Raw genomic sequence first — 21,593 nt, 5'->3', positions numbered from 1 at the left:
ATTTAGTTCTTAATTTCTTTAAACATTTCCATCTTTTGCTGTTTAAATCGGCTAGGATTTTTTGACAGTACCAGCTACGGAAACAATTCTCATGCGTGTCACTATCTGTGGTCATGCTGCTTTATACATCGAAACTACGGATCAAAGCATCTTGCTCGATCCATGCTTTTCGGATACACTCGTCGGGGGCACGCTTACGTACTATCCTGGTCGAGTATTTGAGTTAGACAAACTGCCAAACTTAACAGCTTTGGTGGTGACTCATGGGCACTTCGATCACTTTCATTTAGAAACACTCCAGAAACTTCCGCGCGAACTGCCCGTAATTACTGCGGATGAACCGGCACTAGTCGAACAGCTGCAAAAGATTGGGTTCTCAAAAATAATCATCTGTCAGCCTTGGCAAGCGATCGCTCTTGGACAAACTTACTTGCTCCCCACTCCTTCAGACCACGAAGAACCGGAGTTTGGGCTATTAGTTCGAGATGCAACGGGGACATTCTGGCACATGGCAGATGCAGAAGTGACGGCGGAAATTGGCGAACGAATCACGCAAGAATACGGTGCCATCGATCTAATTTCAACCAAGTATCAGCCAGTAGTGCGTGCCAGCATGGGCTATCAGCACGGTATGGGAGCAACCTTTGACAGACAAGGGGTAGTTAGTTGGTTGGAAGCGGCCTGTGCTTGCAACCCTGCTTTGGTTTTCCCCTACGCTTCCGGTCTGTGCTTTAGTGGTCGGCACGCCTGGTTTAACCGCTATGCGTTTCCCTTAAGTTCAGAAGAAACAGTTCGTTTATTGCAACGTCGGCTTGGTTCCCCAGAGCGAGCGATAACGGTGCGTCCCGGTGATGCGATTGAACTGCGATCTGGGCAGTCTCCGCAGCGACATGAACAGTCATCCGATTTTGTTCGGGCAAAGCCATCTCCTGAGTTGCGTTGGGAACCAATTGATATCAGCACTCTTACAGGATTGCCCACATCTGAAGAACGGTGTACTTTGCAAGAAAAACTGGATGTATTTCTGGCAGGGCCTTTTATTTCGTGGTTTAAACAAAAAGTCAAACAAGCTGATAGCAGTTGGGCTAGTTTCCCTGCCGAGCAAGTTGTTTGGCAGTTGGTGGTTCATGCTGGAGATGGAGAACGGCTAAATTATGCCATTGATTTGCGATCGCCAGATTTTTCCGTATTAGCAGGTGAGCATCCAGAAGCAAACTTCTTTACCCACATCGCCGGACAAGCTCTTGACGATGTGATGACGGGTAAAATGCCGGGGCTAATTTTTTGGCTGGCGGGTGAGGCTCGTAGTTATGAAAAGGTCATTTGTGTACGCAATGGTCGTTTCGAGTCGCCTAAGTGGCCCAAAACACCCGAAGATTTCCCATCAGACCCACTTACTTACTATCTCCGTCATTTTGGAACTGGAGAAACTTCTTTCGTTGAGCCGGAATTAGCTGATGGCCAGTTGGAGAAAGCATCAAATTCTCTCGAAAGTAGCGATGATATTCAGATTCTCACCCGCTTAGGTGAGAACGAAGAAGTGATGAGTAAAAAAGTCCTACTGGCTTATTTAGCAGTTCAAGAAGCAGAGCGTTTGGGGCTGAAGATTTCTGATGCGGAAATTCAAACAATGTCTGACTCCTTTCGAGAGCAGTTTGATTTACTCGATAACCAAGATACAGAGCAATGGTTAAAGGAAGCAGGATTGAGTCTTGAGGGATACTCAGCCGTGATGCGAGATTTCACCGCAGTACTGAAGTTGGAGCAACATTACACTAGGGCGATCGCGCCACTGCTCACCAATCATCGCCGCGTGGCTACAGCTAGATATACCCGCTCACGACGGGATATCAACGATTGATGAATCATCCCAGCAAACAATTTGAGCTTGCCCCCGTTGGCATCTTGCGGGCTGCTGCTTGGCCAATCGAGACTATTCAAGGTTTTGGCAATCAAGAACTCGCAAGCCTAGCGTTAGCAGCGAGCCGTACAAACGATGTTCATACCTGGAAAGAATATGCGATCGCATATCAACAGGTGCATGAAGACGAACGCAAAAGGCTTTGGCAGATGACCGCAGCAGATTCATGGTTTATGAAAGCGTTGCTGTTATCTAATCCGGCGCTCGTCACGGAGGTGCAGCGTGTAGCTTTCCAAAGGCAGGGAAAACGGACAAAAAAAATTCGCCATCTGGAGACGGCGCTGTATCGTTACCTAGCACGGGCTGCGGGACGAACTACACCTTATGGTTTATGGGCTGGCGTGAGTTTAGTCGAGTTTACTAAGACAGCACAGCATAATCAGGCAGAAGCTCAGTATTCATTTACACCTGACCTCCGTCCTTTTCAAACAATATTGCGATCGCTAGCTCAACGTTCAATTTATCGTCAAGGTGCAACTTGGCGATTGAATCCTACCTTGAAGCGACAAGCAGATGGTTCCTGGCGGTTTTGGGGACGCACTCCAGAGGGGTTAGTCGAGCAGCGTGAAATCGAGTCGCAGGAAATTGTGGACATCCTCTTGGAAGAACTGACCAAATTGGATCTGGGGACATTAGACGAACTAGCCAAAACAGTCTCAGCCTCACCTCGCTGGAACCATGCAGCCGGAATAGAGGATATTCTGTATCTCTTCATTGATGGAGGTGTACTTTTAGGCGGACTCGACCTGCCCCATCGATTTGAAAATTGTTGGGAAGCATTAACAGTTGTGGCAGAAAAGCTAATTGAGCCGGATCGCTGTCTTTGGAACAGTGCTATCCAAGAACTGCATTCCCTTTGCGATACTCTGGCGGCAAAGCTTGATTTCATGTCTCTGGATGCACTTGCGAATTATCTACAACAAGCAAAGACCTATATTCAAGAACTCGCCCAAGCCCTTGGTGTTTCACTAATCCAGCTATCCGATCTAGTGCTGCACTGTGATTTGGGGCTACCGTTTCGGATTGGCATCGATGAGGCGCAGCAAAACATTTTGCTGCAAACACTCGCAGACTACGAGCGTTGCTGGATTCAGGGTGCAAGTCCAGCCTCGGCAATGCGGATGGCGTTTCGTGAGGGGCTGAAACAGGAATTTGCGGCGGGTATTGCACTTGGCGATCTCAAATCTACCCTGGTTTCCGAAATGAGAACAGCTCATCGCCATCCTGAAGTCATCACCCGGTTGGAGGCGTGGGAGCGATCGCTGTCGCAAAATCAAGAGGTAGTCGTTCTCGAAACCGACAGTAATTCCCCAAAGTCTGCTCTGTCCACAGCCCCTTTCGGTTGCTTGTTCGTGGGTCTATTTGAGTCTTTCCAACTGGTAGTTCACGGGATTAGTGACGATCCGGTACCAATCTTTGCCCGATTTAAAGACTTACTCAATGGAAATAAATTACTACATTCTTGGTTTCAACAGAGGCTTGACTGTTTAGCAAGCCAACATCAAATTCAGGTTGCAGAATTACAAAGTCCGTTTGAGCCAAACCCAAATGTTTTAGCTCGTCCCAATTTCAACATTCTTCCCATTGAGTTGTGGGGCGCGAGTCAAGATAGTTTATCCCTAGTCGATGCAGAAATCTTTCTAGATCCAAAAACACAGCTGCCCTTTTTAAAACTGCGATCGGTTTCGCCTAACCCTGTTGCAGTGTTTTGGTTTTCTATGGCTGCGGTTAATGCCCGTGACCCCATCTCTGAGCAGTTACTTTGGACTACCTTTCAAGATAACCCGATGGCAATCTTTCGCGCTGCTACAGTGCCGATGCAGATTGAACTGACTGCACCTCGTTTCACTCCTCGTGTTCAGTTACCAAAAGAAGCGATCGTCCGTCCTCGGCGGACAGTTTTGAGTGGGCAAGTCTTAGCCGAACTCGCTCAATTGACTGGAATAGAGCGCTTTGCCAGATGGCAGCAATTAGCTGCTGAGTATGGCTGGCCGATGCTGCTAAATCTGCAAATAGAGGATAAGCCTTCACTGCTTTTACATCGGGACAGCCCTTTAGCGCTAGAGTCCTTTTTCAAAAAAGACTTACAAAAACACACGCGATCGCTAATTGTAGAAGAGTTAGTCAATCAACCTTGGCTAGTTGACTCTAAAGGGCAGCATTATATGGCAGAATTTGCCTTACCTTTTGCTCGTACTGAACATGGGTGGTCGTCGCGTAGAGATGAAACGCCGATTATGAAGGTGGCTGGCTGAAAAAGAAACAGGATTTAGGAAAATCGAACCGCAGAGGACGCAGAGGACACGGAGGAGAATAAGAGTTTCAGAGATGTCTTGCGTAAGTTCTAAGAAAGGAGGAACAGGCGTACAGCGTGGTATTTTGTGCTTTATATCTAGCGTGTACACACAAATCTTTTAGAGTTACTGTGTAACGTAAGGTAAATTAATTTTTGCAGGTCGATGCATTAAAAGTGCAGGTCAATGCATTAAAGGTGCAGGGCGATGCATTAAAAGTGCAGGGCGATGCATTAAAGGTGCAGAGCGATGCATCAAAGGTGCAGAGCGATGCATCAAAGGTGCAGGGCGATGCATCAAAGGTGCAGGGCGATGCATCAAAGGTGCAGGGCGATGCATCAAAGGTGCAGAGCAAAAGACTTGTGTGTACACCTAAGAGGATGTTTTAAAAGTCCTCTAGTTGGTAGTAAAACGTTTTAGATCCCCCTAAATCCCCCGATAAATTGGGGGACTTTGATTCCGGTTCCCCCCTTAAAAAGGGGGGTTAGGGGGGATCAACAAATGCCTCAAATTACAGCCAACCACTTTTAAAACATCACCTTAAGTGCTTTAGACCAGGGGTAACGTTAAATTGCAGATTTTTAACTTTTAATTAATAACTTGCTTATGATACGTCAAAGATTAAGCAGCAGCATTAAATTTCAACTCATCTATCAGGACGAAACCAAGTTTGGTAGTGCTGTAACTGGACAATGTGACACCACCATCCGTCGCTACTGTGCCAGCATCACAGCACACCGCAATCGATATGGTCTTGCAAATGTGGTGGCTCATGCGCGTGAATTACTGGCACAGACAATGATTCCGGGTGGTCTGGCGGATTTATATCAGCGTCCTAATATCCTTTTAGAAGATTGGCTATATCCCGATCCCAAAGCCGTTAAACCCGTCGGGCTTGAGCTAGAACGCAATATTGGCGAAACTATCGTCATGCAAAAATTATCTCCCAATCTCCTATCTGACCTAGCTTTATATCTAGGAGAATGGCAAGAAGGAAGTAATGCTCCAACTACAACCATTGCTAGCGAGTTATGGAACGCATTGGGTGATTATGGCGCACTGGTTGAAGTTAACGAACTATCTGTCAAGCCGCAACTGGGCCATGCAACTTTTGTCGGTCACTCCACCCTCCGGCTCAGTGATGGCAACTTTAGCATTCTCTTCGATCCATTTCTGTTGCCCAAGTCTGAAGTTTATCCGCCAAACTACCAACCCCTCAGCTTAGAGGAAATGGGACAACCCGATGCAGTATTTATCACCCATTCTCACCCCGATCATTTTGATTTAGGAACCTTGCTGCGAGTTGTTGCTAACACACCAATCTTTGTTCCCGAAGTTAAGCGAGAATCTGTACTGGCAATTGATATGGCGTTGCGGCTGCGTCAGCTTGGGTTCAAGAATATTCACACACTACGCTGGTTTGACGAAACTCAAATTGGTGGGATGCGAGTGATTGCCCTGCCCTTCTACGGGGAACAGCCAACGGTTGCCCAAGCCCTGCACCCAGAGATTCGCAATGAGGGCAACACCTACCTAATTGAGTACTGCGATCGCCGCGTTGCGCTCACAGCTGATTCCGGGACTGACTGCCTTGGAGATGTCAAAAAACTTGCAGCCGTAGCCTTAGAGCGTTATGGTTCCCTTGATACTTTATTTGGTGGATATCGAGGTTTTGGACTATATCCGATTCAGTATCTCTTTTCATCAGTCGCTCGCTATCTTCCCTTTGTGCCGGAGAACAGCTGGCAAGTCCGCCAAAAGATGATGTGCGATGCCGATGATTTAATTGATGTAGCGGAAATTTGGAATGCCAAACGAATTGTACCGTACTCTGATGGCGGTGCGCCTTGGTTTTGGCAGCGCGGTCTTGGCCCTTGTCTTGATGGATCGCAAGCACACATCATGGCAGTCGATCCAACCCCAGAGCATGTTTGCCAGGTAGCAACTCAGCGCACTGGAACCCGCAAAGATGGAGCGATCGCTTCTCCTGTATCGATTTGCTTGCTTCGCCCTGGAGATGCCCTTGCATTTGCTCAAGAGGATACGCAAGTAGTTCAAAACCAATCTTGGCCATATTGTTAATTAATTCAAATTGCGGGTTATAAAATTCTGGATGCTTGACATAAGAATGGCATGTGTAAGCTGTTACGCAAATAAGATTGTACATCAACTGGTGAGGTTGTCCTTTGTCCTTAGTAAACACAAATGACTAATGACTAATGACTATATGTAGGCGCGTTAGCTTACTCAAATTCAATTCAGCATTTATAGGGTTTACCGAACCAATAATTTTACAGTTTTCTACACCTTGTAATCCATTTAATTTTTCTGACGGTAATCATCATTTATTAGGTGAAAAAACCGAATTTTCACGCTTTGTAATTATTAATAGTATGGTATCAAAGCAAGGAATGAAATCCGAAGTTGGTTGAGCAAAAAACTACTACTGGTACAAGGGATAAATTAATATGTTAGTTCGTTACAACCCCTGGCAAGAATTGAACGCTTTTGAACGTCACATCAACGGTTTACTTGGAGATACCAGAGTTCCATCTACACGGCTTGAAAAAAGCTTTATCAGAGTTCCGGCTGCTGAACTACAAGAAACTGATGATGCGATTCATCTAAAGCTTGAACTGCCAGGACTAGACGCTAAAGACTTAGATATTCAAGTCACCCAAGATGCTGTTCACATTAGCGGTGAGCGCAAGTCTGAAACTAAAACCCAAAACAATGGCACTACCAAGAGCGAATTCTACTATGGTAAATTCCAACGTGTAATTCCTCTATCTGCTCGGATTCAAAATACCAATGTCACCGCAGATTATAAAGACGGCATTTTGAATTTGACACTGCCTAAAACTGAGCAAGAAAAGAACAAAGTTGTAAAAGTTAATCTTGAACAACCTGCTGCATAGTCTGAAACTACTCTACCTCCAATGATTGATTGAGATAGCTAAGAGCTTGGTTATGACATAACCAAGCTCTTTTGTATGCGATGTCTACGACGGGCTGCGCCTACGCTTAGGGTTTCCTCTAAAAATTAGGGCGATCGCTGTACTTTTACTGAATTTACATTAATTACTAAAGAATCAATATCAATACAAATCACCGTAACGTATGGATTAATTACTGATTCAGGTATATCAATTGTTAGTTCTCCTAACGGATTAGAATTGAGGATAGAATCCATAATTGCACAGCGACTTGTGTAGGTTAGTGCTGTGCCGTCAGCAAGAACAAACACCGATTTTACTTGTTTGATTGGTATACCCCTAACTGATATTGTTTCGTAAGGTTTCATTAATAGGTGTAGATAAATACGATCGCTCTCTTAGCGGGGCATAGCCCATCGCCCCCTTTTTCCCAGCACTAGAGCATCGATTCAGTAATCAAAAACCTAACCCCCCAGCCCCCTTCCCTACTAGCGTTGGGGGAGCCAAACTCCCATCTCCGCTTCGGAGAGGGGTTGGGGGAGAGGTTCTTTCAGGATTACTGAATTGGTGTTCTAGAGATAAGCGCTTGCTTGGCGTGGGTATAAGGTAAGGTGTTATGTAAATATGTATGCCTCAAAATCCACCGTACCGATTGCACAGGTGCGCCTTGGTCTAAACTATGGCTAGCATAGGCGTAGCCCTCCGCCGTCTTCAGTTTCTTAGAGGAAACCTCTATAGTTGGCACAAGAAATTCTAAAACTGTCTTGAGAGAAAACTTATGGTTATTACACAAAGACGTAAACTTGGACGTTCAGAACTAGAAGTATCACCACTATCTTTTGGTGGCAACGTGTTTGGCTGGACAATTGATGAAAATAGTTCATTTGAGATTTTAGATCGCTTTATAGCGGCTGGAGGTAATTTTATTGATACAGCTGATGTGTATTCCAAATGGGTTGCGGGAAATCTTGGTGGAGAGTCTGAGACAATTTTAGGAAAATGGCTCAAGCAACGTGGTCATCGCGACCAAGTGGTGATTGCAACGAAGGTTGGCAACGATATGGGTGTTAAAGGCAAAGGGCTTTCTCGTAAACACATTCAACAAGCTGTTGAAGACTCATTGCAAAGGTTACAAACCGATTATATCGATCTATATCAATCGCATATCGACGATGAAAACACTCCACTTGAAGAAACTCTTGAAACCTACGCAGAATTGATTCGTCAGGGAAAAGTACGTGCGATTGGTGCTTCAAATTATAGTGCAGAGCGTCTGTTACAGGCATTAGAAATTAGCCGTCAGCATGGCTATCCTCGCTACGAAAGCCTTCAGCCCCGTTATAACTTGTATGACCGAGATGGTTATGAACAGGGTTTACAACAAATCTGCCAAGAACAAGAAATTGGTGTGATTAGCTATTCCTCTCTGTGCAGTGGCTTTCTCTCTGGGAAATATCGCTCAGAAAAAGATTTGTCTATTAGTCTGCGTGGTAGTTCTGTAAAAAGATATTTAAATCCTCGTGGTTTGCGAATTCTAGAGGCAATCGATCGGGTGGCAAAGACTTATAATTCTACTCCTACCCAGGTTTCTCTGGCATGGCTCATTGCTAATCCTACCATTACCGCTCCCATTGTTAGCGCAACAAAGGTTGAGCAACTCAACGATATCATCAAAGCTGCCAATATAAATCTCGACCAAGATGCTATTGACCTTCTCAATCAAGCCAGTTCCTCAGACAGCTAGTACCGCAAGGCGAAATTAAAAATTAAAAATTAAAAATGAATACACCATAAGGGTTTCGTTGATTTGGAATGATTGGTTTATTTCCGCCATGTTGTACTAGTAGTCTGTCAAGCAAAGTTTGAAGGGAAAGGAACGAACCGCATTCGCGTTAGCGTTAGCGTCTCCCCTTGGGAGAAGGACGCAAAGGGCGCAAAGGAAGAAGGAAAAAAAAGAAATAAAAAGTTGATTTAACAAGCAAGTTTGGCTTGATAGACTACTAGTACCCCTACATTGGAAGTCAACAGTTATTCTCCCAGATAATGTAGTATTTAAGCCAATACGTTAACGGGGAAAATGAAAACATACTCAATTAACTTTCGAGAAAAATAATTATGGTTGACCAATTAATATAAAGGCTGCCCAATCTAATGAGTAAGGATAATGTTTCATTGTAGTCAACATGGCTTGACGCAATGCTGCTGCTTTATCAGTCTGATGTTGAATGTTGCGATAAAACTCGGTCATCAATAAAGCAGTTGGTTCATCGGGTACTGCCCATAATGAGACTACTACACTGGGAACTCGCGCAGCAACCAACGCACGAGATAACCCTACTACTCCATCTCCAGTAATTTTACCTCGCCCTGTGTTGCAAGCACTGAGAACAACTAGTTCAGCGTTTAATTTGAGGTCAAGAATCTCACTGGCAGTCAGCATACCATTTTCTTCTGTGGAGGGTTGCCCTGGGACTGTAGGATCGGGAGCCAGAGCGATCGCACCTGGTACTCCTAAGCCGCGAAAGTCGCTCAATAAGCCGTGGGTAGCTAAATGAACTAGGTTTGAATTGCTCATCTGTTGAATCACCCTAGATTTGTTAGCATTCGCACCAATCAGGGCTTTTGTCTGGAAAATTTGAGCAATTGCTTTGGCTTCTTGTTCAGCACCAGGGAGGGCGGGCAATTCTTCGGCTGGTTCGCCTAGTTGAGTGACAATTTTCGGCATAGTTGGATTGCCGACAATCAAGTTTGAGTCAGAATTCTTACTTGCGCCTGACTTTTTTCGTAGTTTATATGTGATATCTAAAACTTGAATGGAAGGTGAAATCGAAATGGTATGCTGTTCAATTAAGAATTTACCTGTGGCATCTTGAAGGGTTGCAAAAGGAACGAGAAAAAGCGATCGCTGAGGGATCAATATTACATGGGCATTTGCGTCCTGAGGAAGGAGATCGTTAATCGGTTGAATCAATAATTGATGGAGTTGATGTAAGGGGTTTTTATCACTTACAGAAGATGTGTTGCTACTTCTCTCCAAAGTAGGATTTCTCATATTGAGCAACTCACGAGTTTTAGAAACTAAATCTGTTACCCCTTTTGGATAACAAAATTGGGGATTTTGACACTGCCAAAGAGGTTTTAGATCAACTCGACGGAGAGTAATATTGCCTGTGGGTTGAACAACCCAGATTAAAAGTTCAGATTCGTGAGTTTCTAACTTTCCCTCAACTAGAAAATTTCCCGGCACGATGGAATACTCTACCAAAGTTGCACGATGATTTTGAGCAACTTTTTTAATCTCTGCAATCGTCGGTGAAGCAAGGGTTGCAGTCGGCGCTTCTTTCTGGGTAGGAACAGCCGAAAGGCGACGAGAGAGTAATTCGGCAAGGGCACGCCCCCGCCCTCGCTCAGATACTTCTAAGGCGGCTTCGGGTTGATTTTGGGCAACTAATACCGATTGCAAATTGCTATAAGGTGCATTCTGGGTTTCAAAGATGGAGATTTTAAAGCCATCATTACTGCCTAACCTAGCTCGTAAGGATTCCCAAATTTCAATTGCTTCTTGGAGGGTTTTGGCTGCCCCTGCTAGGTTTCCTGATTGGAGGCGAACTGCTGCGGCATTAATTTTCGCAATGCCTTGTTCTCGATGGTTATTGCGCGAGGAAGCATACTGAAAATATTTCCCGTAGGACTCTAGGGCTTTGTCCAGGTTGCCCATTTGAAAGTAGACGAGTCCTTGATTACCGCGAATCCGATACAGAATATCGGCATCGTGTAGCCTCTCCCAAGAAATTTTCCAGCCTTGCTCGTAAAGTGCGATCGCTTTGTTATAGTCTCCTTGAAAATAAGCTACTCCTCCTAGATTTGCTAGGGCTTCAGCTTCGGAACGCAAGTCTTTAAGTTGACGAGCGATCGCTAAACGTTGCTGGTGATAATCGCTAGCTTTTGTATAGTCGCCTTGATTTTGGTAAATAATGCCCAAGTTACCTAAAGCAAATGATTCTAGGGATTGCTCCTTAATTTGCTGGGCTTGGGCTAATGCTTGCTGTTGATAGTCAATCGCTTTTTTGGCATCTCCCAAAGCTTGATAGACAATCCCCAAGTCGCTTAGTGCTTTGGCTTCTCCTGCTTTATCTTTAATTTTTCGAGATAAAGCCAAACGTTTTTGGTGAAATGCGATCGCTTTTACATACAAGTCTGCTCCATAATAAGCATTGCCTAAATTTCCTAATGCTTGGGCTTCTTGGGTTTGCGCTGTGTTGCTATTTTGTTTGCGATCGTGAATTAATGTCCAATAATCATTTAAATAATCTATCGCCTCAGCATAATAATTTCCTTGTTGGACATGAGCAAGCCCCAAATTTCCTAAAAGGATTACTTCTAATTCTGAATAGGCATTTTGTTTACTAATTTCTAATCCTTGTTTATAGTAATTAATTGCTTTGTCATACTCGCCTTGCAGATGGCGAGATAATCCTAATGCTGCTAAAGTTTTAGCTATTTTATCTGGATCTTGGCTAGTACGTGCCACATCTAAATCAGATTCAGAAATAGACTCATTTGAGAAACCATCTAGAGAAAAGTAGGCAATTCCAGTATTGCTAACTCGTTCCCCTTCCCATTGCAGATGCTGAAGAGGTTGATAGAGCGTGAGAATTTGGACTTTTTGAGTAGTATCTGGAATAGAATCGTTTTTTGCCAGTTCTCCCAGCTTTTGAACTTTATTGTGTGTAGCTTTATCTAAAGATTTGGCAGTGATAATTTGCTGCCACATTAAAGTTAGCAGAGCCAAGGAAACGGGAATAAAAAGAGTTAAACTAATTTTTTTAAGGAATATTTGCATAAAACTACGCAGGCAAATTTTGGTTGTTTAGCTGTGTTAATCAGATCGCTAAGGCTTTCATTACGATGCTTTCCAAATAGTATAGGAATTCTATTTGATTTTTGAATAAGCTCCGTACATCTGTAGAGTGTCGAAATCAAAGGTCGTGTGTCTAATAAACCACTCAAACATCCACTTTAAATGAGAAAATGTTGGAACTAAAGCACAAAAACGTCTAACCCATGTTTTGGCTTGTAAACAAATATCCTCAATTGGATTTTGTATTGGGCAATTGGGGGCTTTAGCGTTCACAATGTATTTTCCATTGCTCGGTTGGCAAACTTTGATTAACAGAGTCCAAAAAACCTCGAATTTCTTTGGAACGGTGGTAACTAGCACCATCCCAAAAAATTAGTAATTGCTGGTCGGGAGAGTCAGCTAGCAAGTATTGTAGGTAGTCAATGGTATTTTTTGAATTTCCCGCTTCAATTGCTTTGAGAACTAATTTCCCCTCAAGATAGTCAACTGCCCCATAGTATGTCTGCTTATCTCGTTCATTAATGACTCTCACCGCTATTTCTTGGTCACTTTTTCCCCATACATAGCCGCTTAAATCTCCCCACATTAAATGACACTCATCAATTAGCAACACTCTTAATTTTCCTGTTTCGATTTCATGTCGGTGATTTGCCAGCAATGTTTCAATCTCTTTTTTTTTACGGCAACAGCATTATCGTCAGCTTTGGGGTTCAGCTTTGTAGTTTTGTTCCAACTGATAGATGCTGCATCGAACAAATCGTAGTAACTTTGTTTTGACTCATAAACCACATCATACTCAAAGGCCAGTTTGTACTCCAGTTCTCCAAGCTCCCAACAGTACGAGAGTTTGCAACCAACTTAACACCTGTTCTCGTTGTTCGGCATTCAGGTAGCTCTTCCTGCCTTTGTGGTTCAAGCGCAGTCCTGAAATTCCATATTGCTCGTAGGCTTGCCTCCAACCTGTTATGGAGCCTCTCGATACGTCTAGAATTGTTTGGATTTCATCATACAAGTAACCTTGATAAACCAGTTTAACTGCCAACGCTTTCCTGACCTCACGCACATCTGGACGCAGAGCTATAAAATCTTGTAGTTCAGCGATCGCATGAAATGCTATTCCCTCTGTTGACTGTTGGCGCGATACTTCCAATGCAAGTGTGGCAGTTTGTAAATCCTGGCTTATCATTGTCCTTTATTAGACTTTTATTTCCCTACGTATTATCTTGTAGTCTTGTTCAAAAATCAAATAGGAGTCCTATATCATTAATTAAATATATTCTCAAGATCAGTTAAGACAGTTAAGAAGTAATTATGTTCAGGTATTTAAGAAACTTAAAAAACTTAAGAAAGTTAAGCAAATAGATCAGAAAAATTTATTCAACAATTATAAGTGTTGAGTAATCAATATCAAACTATAGCAATTTTATTTGATTATTGAACAAGTACGGCATTCGTAAACAACAAAATACCCAAATTGGTAAAAAATAAAAAATTTGAGGATCTAAGGAATCTCTTTTTGCCGCTATTCGGAAGTTTTGAATTAGCTTTTTTGAGCATGTGTGCGTAAGTCTAGCCCCCAGTAAGTATTGCATTTCTAAGGGTGGAATAATTCTCTCTCTGGTAACTATTATTAGCTTCCAAGCCTCTCTTTATTCCTTCGGTTGTCCGTGAAAACCAGGATGATTCAGGGGATATGTTTAAATCTACTCAAATTTATAACTGATCTTGAGATTTCCTTTTTGACGTTTTACTTTAGTAACTATTACACTTTTTAATTCATTAAGTGATTTTAAATGAGTCCCTCCACATGGAGTTGGATGAAAATTGTCAATTGTCACTACTCTCAAAGGTTTTCCTGGAGGTAAATTATTGGGTATGTTAGACCAACGTACTGCTAATGTTTCTGGTGTAATGAGTGAAACTTCTACACTGGTAGCTTCATTTAAAGCTTGACTAATTTTTGTATTAACTTCAGCAATAAATATCTCCGTATTTTCAAACGAAGGGCTTCCTTTAAACTCTACATAGGAACCATCTGGAAAATGATACCCTTTAACTGCGATTAGATTTTTATCTAGGGATTCGATTATGGTGTACATAAGATGTCCAGCTGTATGAGCCTTAGCATTTTGCATACGATGGGCTTCATCAACATATAAATTTACCTCTTCGCCTTTTTCTAAAGATACAGATGAAAAATCTCCATAATGACGTACATCTCCATCTACAAAGCTTACGAAACCGATTGGAAGCTGAACTCCTTTTGCTTCAATAGTGCCTATATCTGAGGGCTGGCCACCACCCTGTGGATAAAACACAGTGCTATCGAGTACACAATAAGAACCCCGTTCATCATTGGCAACATACTCAATGTGAGCATTATCAGTGAATTTATACGTGTCTTCAAGATAAGCAAGTACTGTAGACATAGATAAATCTCTCTAGTTGACTTTTGACTTTGAGAACGATTATTTAACAAAGTGATGACAGTCTAGATTTTATGCCAAACGCCTGAGTATAATCCGAATCATGAATATCATTATACTAATGTATTACCATTAAAAGGCATCTATTCTTAAAAGTAGCAATAGCTACCTTTACACCCTTTTACAGGTTTATAAATTGCCTTTACGACCAAAAAACTAAATCACCTCCCGGCATTTTTCCAATAAAAGAGCTAATTGTTATACGTTCTCCAATGCCTGGTAAGACTTCATGAAAATTACGGCTGTTGAAGATGACTAAATCTCCTGTAAGTGGAATATTATGTTTTACTTCTGACTTAGTTACTAAAGAAGAATCGTAGCCATAGGAACCAGGAGTTTTATATTTTTCATCCTCGGGCTGCCATTGTCGATTGTAATTGTAGACTTTGCAGATACCTCCTTGGCTAGGCGCTTTGACATAGAGATTCCATACTAGCTGTGAGGTAACATTTCCTATTCCCCAATTTGGAGCATCTAATTGAGCAAAGTCTATGTGTAACAAGGCGATATTAATCTGACGGATCAATCCGGCAAAATAATTCCCATAAGCTTCATCTTCATAAGCAATTTTGACTTTACTTGAGACATTCTGGCGCAGAGTTGTTGCCAAGCGTTTGAGCGGATCAAAAGATAAAGAAGTTACCTGATGATAAGTTGCATTGGCTTTTTTAACTGCATCAAAATATCCCAACTTATCTCGGTTTCTATATTCAAATTGGGTAATTCCAATTCTTCCTATTGGTGGTTCCACATTTTTATAAAAATCAAAGCCAACTTTTTCAATTGCCAGAGCTAATTTGTTACATTCTTCAGATGAAGCAAAGTTAGAAATGCGAATTGATGGAATCTCATTTCTCAGCAATGCTTGAAAAGTTTGATGATTAATTTCACAGTCATTTAAGTTTTGCCACTTGATTGTTCTTAGCATGGGAATTTTCTCACTCATAATTTCTTGTAAATTATTTTTTTTCAGAACAGGGAATAATAGAAAAATTTATAAAGTGAAAGCAAACTTTTATTAGTTGCTAAACGGCTTTGGTTTGCATATTTTGGAATTAACCGAACTCTTTTATTAAATTTAGTAATATTTAGTACTGAATAATCAGTAACAAGTATCAAAGAAAAAACTTCAGTACTTACATACAGCAAATTGCAAGTAAAGGAGGTACAAAATGCTGGATTAAAAATCAGATATGAAGAGTTTCTAATCCCTACTTCCTGCCTCAAAACCGGTAGTTTTCTACTTCATACAAAAGAAAAATACTTTATAACTCGCAACTATCTTTGCAGTTGAGCAGACTTTTTTAACTGATATCACCTATTTGTTGAGTGCGGCTCAAAGCAGCAAGTACTGCATTAGAGATGACAGTTCGCATACCACCTTTTTCTAATTCGTAAAGACCAGCAGCAGTCACTCCCCCAGGACTAGTTACTTTGTTTCGTAAGACTGCTGGATGTTCATCAGTCTGAAACATAAGTTCTACGCTGCCAGCAATTGTATGCAAGGTTAGCTCTTGAGCTTGTGTGCGAGTTAAACCCATCTGAACCCCAGCATCAATCATCGCTTCGATGTACAGAAACACAAATCCAGTCCCCGCGCTACTCAGCGCCGTTGACATATCAAGGTAATGTTCACTTTGGGTAGCAAATTCCTTGCCCAATGCTTGTAAAATGACTTGCGTATGCGATCGCTGTATCTCTGTCACACTTGATGATGCGCTCCATACTGTAGTCCCATGACCAACTTGTACTGCGATATTCGGCATTGTACGGACAACAGCAGGATGATTCAACCCTTGGCATAGAGATGCAATACTCACTCCACCCACAATACTAATTACTAAAGCTTCAGGTGAAATTTTATCCTTCAGCATAGCCATAACAGATCCTAAAACCTGCGGCTTCACCGCTAATATCACAACGGACGCGCCTTTTACCGCTTCTATATTGCTGGTTGTAGTACGGACTCCATATTTTTCTTCCAAATGAAGACATCGCGCATCAAGTGGATCGCTGACAATAATTAGATCGGGTTTTGAAACAATCTTCGTTGATAACAATCTAGTCATTATCATTTCGCCCATCGTCCCACCACCAATAAAGGCAATTTGTAAATCTCCGAGCATATCTTCTCCCTATTTGTTATCAAGATAGATTGGGAACAATCACAGCTTTTAATACAGAGCCTTTTTCTACATCTGCTAGCGCTTGATTAATTTCTTGTAGTGTGTATGAACGACTAATTAGACTTTCCCAAGCAATATTTTTGCTGGAATAACTATGACGTTTGAGTAATTCAATCATTCTGTAAAAATGGCTGAAATCAATTCCCCAAGTTCCGCGAATATCAATATGTTTGAGATTAATCTCTAAGTGGGGATTGATCAGAATCTCACCGGTGTTTGTGTAATGCCCGACAATAACATAGCGACCTCCATTTCTCGTCATATTCAAGCCTTCTTTGACAGCAATGGGAATGCCTGTTGCTTCAATAGTCACATCAGCACCATGTCCGTGCGTTAGTTCCAAAACCCGCTCAATATGTTGTCGTGGATCGTTAGCTTTAATTACAAGAGTTTCATCGACTCCGAAAGATTTTGCAGTTACTAATCGGCTCTCAAATTTATCGATGACAATTACTTTGCCCGCACCTGATAGCAAAGCTAGAATTGCCACACTCAAACCCACAGGGCCACAACCTTGCACGACAACAACATCACCAATTTGAATCTGCGCTCGATCGATAGCGTGTAGTGCAGTTGGCAAAGCACATCCCCCAGCAATAAATTGTCTTGGTGAGACTTCTTCTGGTAAAGTTAAAACTTTAACCCCTGGTTTGAGGTAAATTAGTTCAGACCAACCGCCCAGTAAGCCATCATTCGCTGAGTAGGTGACACCATAAACTTTGCGTTGGGGACAGCGAGTGGATGCTTTGGCTACTAGACAATAAGCTGCTACGCAGTTAAATTTAATAAACAGCATTACCTTTATTTTTAATCTTGCGCTCCTATTTAATAATAAGTCCTCCTTCATTTAGCAATTTGTTTAACAACTCTTCTAGCTGTGATACTGACTCAAACAATCTATGAGCTATATATTCTTTTGCTGAATGCCAAACCAATTCAATTAAATTATAATCTGGACTATAAGGTGGTAAAAATTCCAGGATAATATTTGGCATTTCTACCTTAATATTAGCTAAAATATCTTTTCTTTTATGAAAACTGGCATTGTCTAGAATAATCACTATTTTTGCCGAACAATCATTGAAATATTCACTGAGATTACCTTCCTCTACCCATTCCTGCAAGAGAAAATTGTTCAAAGATTTAAGCTGCTCATAAAATACATCTGCATTTCCTTTTTTAATTACAAAGTTTATTCTTTTCTTGTCGTGATAACGTAACCCTCCCATGATATTTACTCTTCCTTTTCTTCTTTGCCCTGTGATTTGTTTTCTTCTACCCTTCTTACCCCAATTTTTTCTTCTTATTACTCTCAAACTGAATCCGTTTTCATCCCAAAACCATACTTATAGACGCTCTGGGGTTATGAGAGTTATTTTTAAATAAACTGATAGTTTTTCTTTAAATGCCTTACGTATTTCAGGGTTTTGTTTATCCTCTAGGCTATACTTTGCCCTGCATGTTAACGTACTTTTTTCGCTCTAATATTCTCCTAAATTGAGAGCCACTTAACTTAATTCCTGTTTGCTCTTCCATATAAGTTGCTAGTCTTGCTGCTGTCCATCGACCAAAATCATATCCATACTCTGTCGGCTCTTTTTCAATTACTTCTAATAAAATATCTTCATATTCTTTAGTAACTTTACGGAAGTTCCCTTCCCTTCTTCCATCTAAAAAGCTTTCTAGATTATCTGGATCTCCATGCACTGCCCAATACGCTACTGTTGGATATGCAATATTTAAAAATTTACTAATTTCTTGATAAGTTTTTCCATCATTCATCAACAATAAAATCAGAATTTTTTCTCTTACGTAGGGATTTTTATGCTCTTTTAGCGTTTTTAGTAGCCGTTCCTTCTGCTCTTCAGAAAGATGATTTTTTGCTGGCATAGATGGCTGATACTAAATTAATTACTTAATCTAATATTATACAATCTAGCTGCGTAACAGCTTACTCTTGATTGTTTTCCCAAAGCGCCGATTTAATCTGATTAGAAGTAGTCACGATCCAGCTCCTTACATTTAAATTTCAACTAAGCTCGCTTAATATTTAGGTAATGCAGACTAAACTTTTAACTTGTTCATTTTAGTTACCTAAAATTCTGACAATCTTATTGCGATCGCAATAAGATTAAATTATTGTAACTGTGCCCAAATCCCTTGACAGCGTTCCATAACTAGCCCCTGAAAAATCGATTTAGTTGATGGATGAATATCTATTTTGTACAGATAGAAAATACCTGTAGAACTTTTAAGATTTAATTCTCTTCGAGTCAGAGATAATGCTTGGGCCCGATGAAGTCCCACAGCTTGAAGTAAACCTGAATAACTCAAATTACGTAAAGCTAATTGACCATTTTTAGTAACATATATAGCATCATTTTGAAAAAGATATTCTAAGCTGATAAGGCTAGCATATACATCGGTATCTTTTTCTATGCCTCCTAAACGGTGAGCATCTAAGCCAAAGCGAATACAGAAATTTACAGCTACCAACTTCCCAGCTTCTTGTGCAGGTAAAATACAAGCTGCAAACTCAAATCCTAGACTATCATATCGCCATTCTTCTACACCAGCATAGTAATAGTTTTGGAAAAGGTTGTGTTTTACTTTAAAGTCAAATCCCAAACCACTTGCATGTCCTGCTTCATGAACTTGAGTGTCGATATGGCGATAACGTTCACTATTGATTTCGTCTTCTAAAGGGCCTAATAGTAAATTAGCTGTTTCATATTCAAATACTTTTTGGATGCATTGGCGGCTAGAACCTAAAAAACGTCGTTGTTGCTGGCTAGCATTATTTAATGCTGGGCCACAAACACTGTTAGGAAAAGGCCATCCATTTGGGACGATGAAAGCTTCACCACTTTCACCGCTGGTATTACCACAACTAGCAATTTCAGTAAAAGAAAGATTTCTAGGAATTGCTTGTCTTAATGTTCCAAACTTTTCCCGACTGAGATTTTCTAATTGTTCAATAGATGGCTGAGAATTATCATGCATTTTGCCATAAATTGCACTTAAAGCTATCTGGCTTTGGCATTGCCGATTTACTTGGTAAGGTGCGACGATCAAGAAATAACCATTTTTACCAATAAAATCCATATTGATAAAGTCTTCAGACAAAATACTCCAGTCGTTATTTTCTAAAGCATCTGCTGTTTTGAGTAACCAAGCTGAAGGAAGTTCACAAGAGTGTGCTGCTTCTTGACGGAGTTTTTTGACATCAATGGCAATTTCATTTTGCTCAATAAATTGAACTATTTGTTTAGCTAATTCTTGTTTGTCTACAAAAATTGTTGTCATTTTTTATGCCCAATATTGAAATTGTGTTACCTAAAAAGCATAAGTAAACACTAAACTCTTAACCATTTCAAAACTTTGGGAGCTTTGTTGTAGTAGTAGTTAAACCCGTCCTTAGCAGTAATGGACTTACCAAGGCTTGCTTTACTTCTAATACTTCCAAGAGAATAGTCTGTTAATGCCTGCATTTGTTTATGATAAAACCCTTCACTAGGTAATTTTAGTACTCCTATTTCTGGTTGAGATTGAGATTGATTCTTAGAGAAATCATCTATTTTGATTTGAGCATTGTGAGGAGGATCGGGGACAATTTGTGTTGTTTTTTGCCGTTGATAATCTTGTACGGTTACAAGTTGTCAACTAGAATCTTGTAAAAGTTCTAAAACCCATTGATGGTAATTAAATAAACTTTCTCGATGTCCAACACTGATAAATGTCGTTTTTGCCTCTTGTAACTGTTGATATAAATTTCCTTCATTCTTCAAATCTAAAGCACTGGTCGCTTCATCTAATATGGGGAAGCTAGGATGAGTAACTAATAGCCGTGCGAATGCCAAACGTTGTTGTTCTCCTAGCGATAATATGTTCTCCCAAGGAACTTCTGTATCGAAACCATTGACTCGACTAAGCAAGTTTTGTAGGTTGACTTGTTGCAAAATTCCTTCTAGTTCGCGATCGCTCATTTTGCGAATTGTCTGAGGATAGAGTAACTGTTCGCGTAAAGTTCCCAAAATTATATAAGGACGCTGGGGTAAGAATAAGACTTGCTCTAAGAGGTTGTTTGAAAAGTTGTTAGGAGTAAAAAACTATGCTAATCGCTTCACCATGATACGGATCATGGCAAGATAAATAAAAGTCTCTGATGTTTCGGGCAATAACTCATAATCTCGAACCAATCGCCGACATCCCATCAGCTTTCTCGTAAGTTCGCTCAACAACCCAACGTTTTTTGAGCAAGACAAAACCTTTAGCCTCTTGCGATCGCAACACTACCTGCACAATCCAACGGCAAAAGTCCATCACCCACTGCATAAACGGCTCACGATCAAAACCGCCATCCACCCAGATAGTTGTCAACCGAGATACCTGCTTAGTAGATTGTTTAACCCGTTTGAGAACCTGTTTGCCCCCTTCTCGCTGACCCACATTGGCCGCCGTGACCAAGACCCGCAAGATTAACCCCAAGGTATCGACCGTCATAAATCGCTTCCGTCCTTTGATTTTTTTTCCTGCATCAAAGCCTATCAATTGACTAACCATCGCTGCACTCTTGACGCTTTGACTATCGATGATCGCTTCCGATGGACTTCGATGGCGATCCTGCTCAATCCGTGTCCACTGCCGAAGATTATCATGAATTTTCAGCCACGTTCCGTCTTTGCGCCATTTGCGAAAATAGCTATATACCGTCTGCCAGACCGGAAAGTCACCCGGTAGCGTAGGCGTAGCCCGCCGTAGGCATCGCAACTGGACTATCCCGGACTACAATCCATGCAGGGATACAGTTATTGTTAGACGCTTCAGGGGAAGAAACCTTGAATGACAATAGTAATCGAATTCGTTCGTCAGGTGCTGGACGTAAACTACTTGAAGAAAAAGATGCGAT

At 41.4% G+C, this 21,593-nt stretch carries 15 protein-coding genes and 5 pseudogenes; 8 read left to right on the top strand and 12 right to left on the bottom strand.

Going from position 1 to position 21,593, the window contains the following annotated elements; translation table 11 throughout:
• Nucleotides 1–61: 61 nt before the first annotated feature.
• From V7K84_RS28545 to V7K84_RS28520, 6 genes are all read left to right on the top strand, one after another.
• On the top strand, nt 62–1,861 hold the full coding sequence (locus tag V7K84_RS28545) for an MBL fold metallo-hydrolase (protein ID WP_334843164.1): 1,800 nt from the start codon (nt 62–64) through the stop codon (nt 1,859–1,861).
• On the top strand, nt 1,861–4,176 hold the full coding sequence (locus V7K84_RS28540; RefSeq protein ID WP_334843161.1) for a lantibiotic dehydratase: 2,316 nt from the start codon (nt 1,861–1,863) through the stop codon (nt 4,174–4,176). Before V7K84_RS28545 ends, V7K84_RS28540 begins: the two co-directional genes overlap by 1 nt.
• Nucleotides 4,177–4,370: 194 nt before the next feature.
• Nucleotides 4,371–4,604 (top strand): hypothetical protein, encoded by a 234-nt coding sequence (locus V7K84_RS28535; RefSeq protein ID WP_334843159.1) that lies wholly within the window; start codon nt 4,371–4,373, stop codon nt 4,602–4,604.
• 217 nt (nt 4,605–4,821) lie between these two features.
• Nucleotides 4,822–6,297: an MBL fold metallo-hydrolase gene (locus tag V7K84_RS28530; RefSeq protein WP_334843157.1), complete on the top strand. Its 1,476-nt coding sequence runs from the start codon at nt 4,822–4,824 to the stop codon at nt 6,295–6,297.
• Nucleotides 6,298–6,434: 137 nt separating this feature from the next.
• Nucleotides 6,435–6,647 carry a hypothetical protein gene (locus tag V7K84_RS28525; RefSeq protein WP_334843155.1) on the top strand — a complete coding sequence of 71 codons (213 nt, stop codon included), beginning with the start codon at nt 6,435–6,437 and terminating at the stop codon, nt 6,645–6,647.
• Nucleotides 6,648–6,683: 36 nt separating this feature from the next.
• Entirely contained in the window at nt 6,684–7,133 is a 450-nt protein-coding gene (locus V7K84_RS28520) for an Hsp20/alpha crystallin family protein (RefSeq protein ID WP_334843153.1), read from the top strand.
• A gap of 125 nt (nt 7,134–7,258) precedes the next feature.
• Here the strand turns inward: V7K84_RS28520 and V7K84_RS28515 are convergent, their stop codons facing one another.
• Both V7K84_RS28515 and V7K84_RS28510 read right to left on the bottom strand, forming a co-directional pair.
• Nucleotides 7,259–7,519 (bottom strand): hypothetical protein, encoded by a 261-nt coding sequence (locus V7K84_RS28515; protein WP_334843151.1) that lies wholly within the window; start codon nt 7,517–7,519, stop codon nt 7,259–7,261.
• 188 nt (nt 7,520–7,707) lie between these two features.
• Nucleotides 7,708–7,896 carry a hypothetical protein gene (locus V7K84_RS28510; RefSeq protein ID WP_334843150.1) on the bottom strand — a complete coding sequence of 63 codons (189 nt, stop codon included), beginning with the start codon at nt 7,894–7,896 and terminating at the stop codon, nt 7,708–7,710.
• Nucleotides 7,897–7,929: 33 nt separating this feature from the next.
• Here V7K84_RS28510 and V7K84_RS28505 point away from each other — a divergent pair, with 33 nt between their 5' ends.
• Entirely contained in the window at nt 7,930–8,895 is a 966-nt protein-coding gene (locus V7K84_RS28505; RefSeq protein ID WP_334843148.1) for an aldo/keto reductase, read from the top strand.
• Between the two features lie 369 nt (nt 8,896–9,264).
• Here the strand turns inward: V7K84_RS28505 and V7K84_RS28500 are convergent, their stop codons facing one another.
• The 10 genes and pseudogenes from V7K84_RS28500 to V7K84_RS28455 form a co-directional block, all read right to left on the bottom strand.
• Nucleotides 9,265–11,994 (bottom strand): CHAT domain-containing protein, encoded by a 2,730-nt coding sequence (locus tag V7K84_RS28500; RefSeq protein ID WP_334843146.1) that lies wholly within the window; start codon nt 11,992–11,994, stop codon nt 9,265–9,267.
• A gap of 90 nt (nt 11,995–12,084) precedes the next feature.
• A pseudogene (locus tag V7K84_RS28495) lies at nt 12,085–13,198 on the bottom strand (IS630 family transposase).
• A gap of 517 nt (nt 13,199–13,715) precedes the next feature.
• Entirely contained in the window at nt 13,716–14,441 is a 726-nt protein-coding gene (locus tag V7K84_RS28490; RefSeq protein WP_334843145.1) for an alanine--tRNA ligase-related protein, read from the bottom strand.
• Nucleotides 14,442–14,640: 199 nt separating this feature from the next.
• The gene (locus V7K84_RS28485) at nt 14,641–15,426 is read right to left on the bottom strand and encodes a 2OG-Fe(II)-dependent halogenase WelO5 family protein (protein ID WP_334843144.1); all 786 of its coding nucleotides are present in this window, start codon (nt 15,424–15,426) and stop codon (nt 14,641–14,643) included.
• A gap of 376 nt (nt 15,427–15,802) precedes the next feature.
• On the bottom strand, nt 15,803–16,624 hold the full coding sequence (gene proC / locus V7K84_RS28480; RefSeq protein ID WP_334843143.1) for a pyrroline-5-carboxylate reductase: 822 nt from the start codon (nt 16,622–16,624) through the stop codon (nt 15,803–15,805).
• Between the two features lie 19 nt (nt 16,625–16,643).
• Nucleotides 16,644–17,480, bottom strand: coding sequence for a zinc-binding dehydrogenase (locus V7K84_RS28475; RefSeq protein ID WP_334843142.1), 837 nt, complete (start codon nt 17,478–17,480; stop codon nt 16,644–16,646).
• A gap of 25 nt (nt 17,481–17,505) precedes the next feature.
• Nucleotides 17,506–18,574 (bottom strand): annotated as a pseudogene (locus tag V7K84_RS28470) (IS630 family transposase).
• 246 nt (nt 18,575–18,820) lie between these two features.
• On the bottom strand, nt 18,821–19,990 hold the full coding sequence (locus V7K84_RS28465; RefSeq protein WP_334843140.1) for a DUF6014 family protein: 1,170 nt from the start codon (nt 19,988–19,990) through the stop codon (nt 18,821–18,823).
• A gap of 50 nt (nt 19,991–20,040) precedes the next feature.
• A pseudogene (locus tag V7K84_RS28460) lies at nt 20,041–20,760 on the bottom strand (ATP-binding cassette domain-containing protein); the annotation flags it as partial.
• Between the two features lie 33 nt (nt 20,761–20,793).
• Nucleotides 20,794–21,424 (bottom strand): annotated as a pseudogene (locus V7K84_RS28455) (IS5 family transposase); the annotation flags it as partial.
• Between the two features lie 17 nt (nt 21,425–21,441).
• Between V7K84_RS28455 and V7K84_RS28450 the strand changes: the two are divergent.
• Nucleotides 21,442–21,593 (top strand): annotated as a pseudogene (locus V7K84_RS28450) (ISAzo13 family transposase); the annotation flags it as partial.

Source organism: Nostoc sp. (assembly GCF_036917315.1).
In the GTDB taxonomy this organism is placed as follows: Bacteria; Cyanobacteriota; Cyanobacteriia; order Cyanobacteriales; family Nostocaceae; genus Nostoc.
The sequence above is the reverse complement of the archived record's forward strand: the minus strand, read 5'-3'. Positions and strand labels throughout refer to the sequence as shown.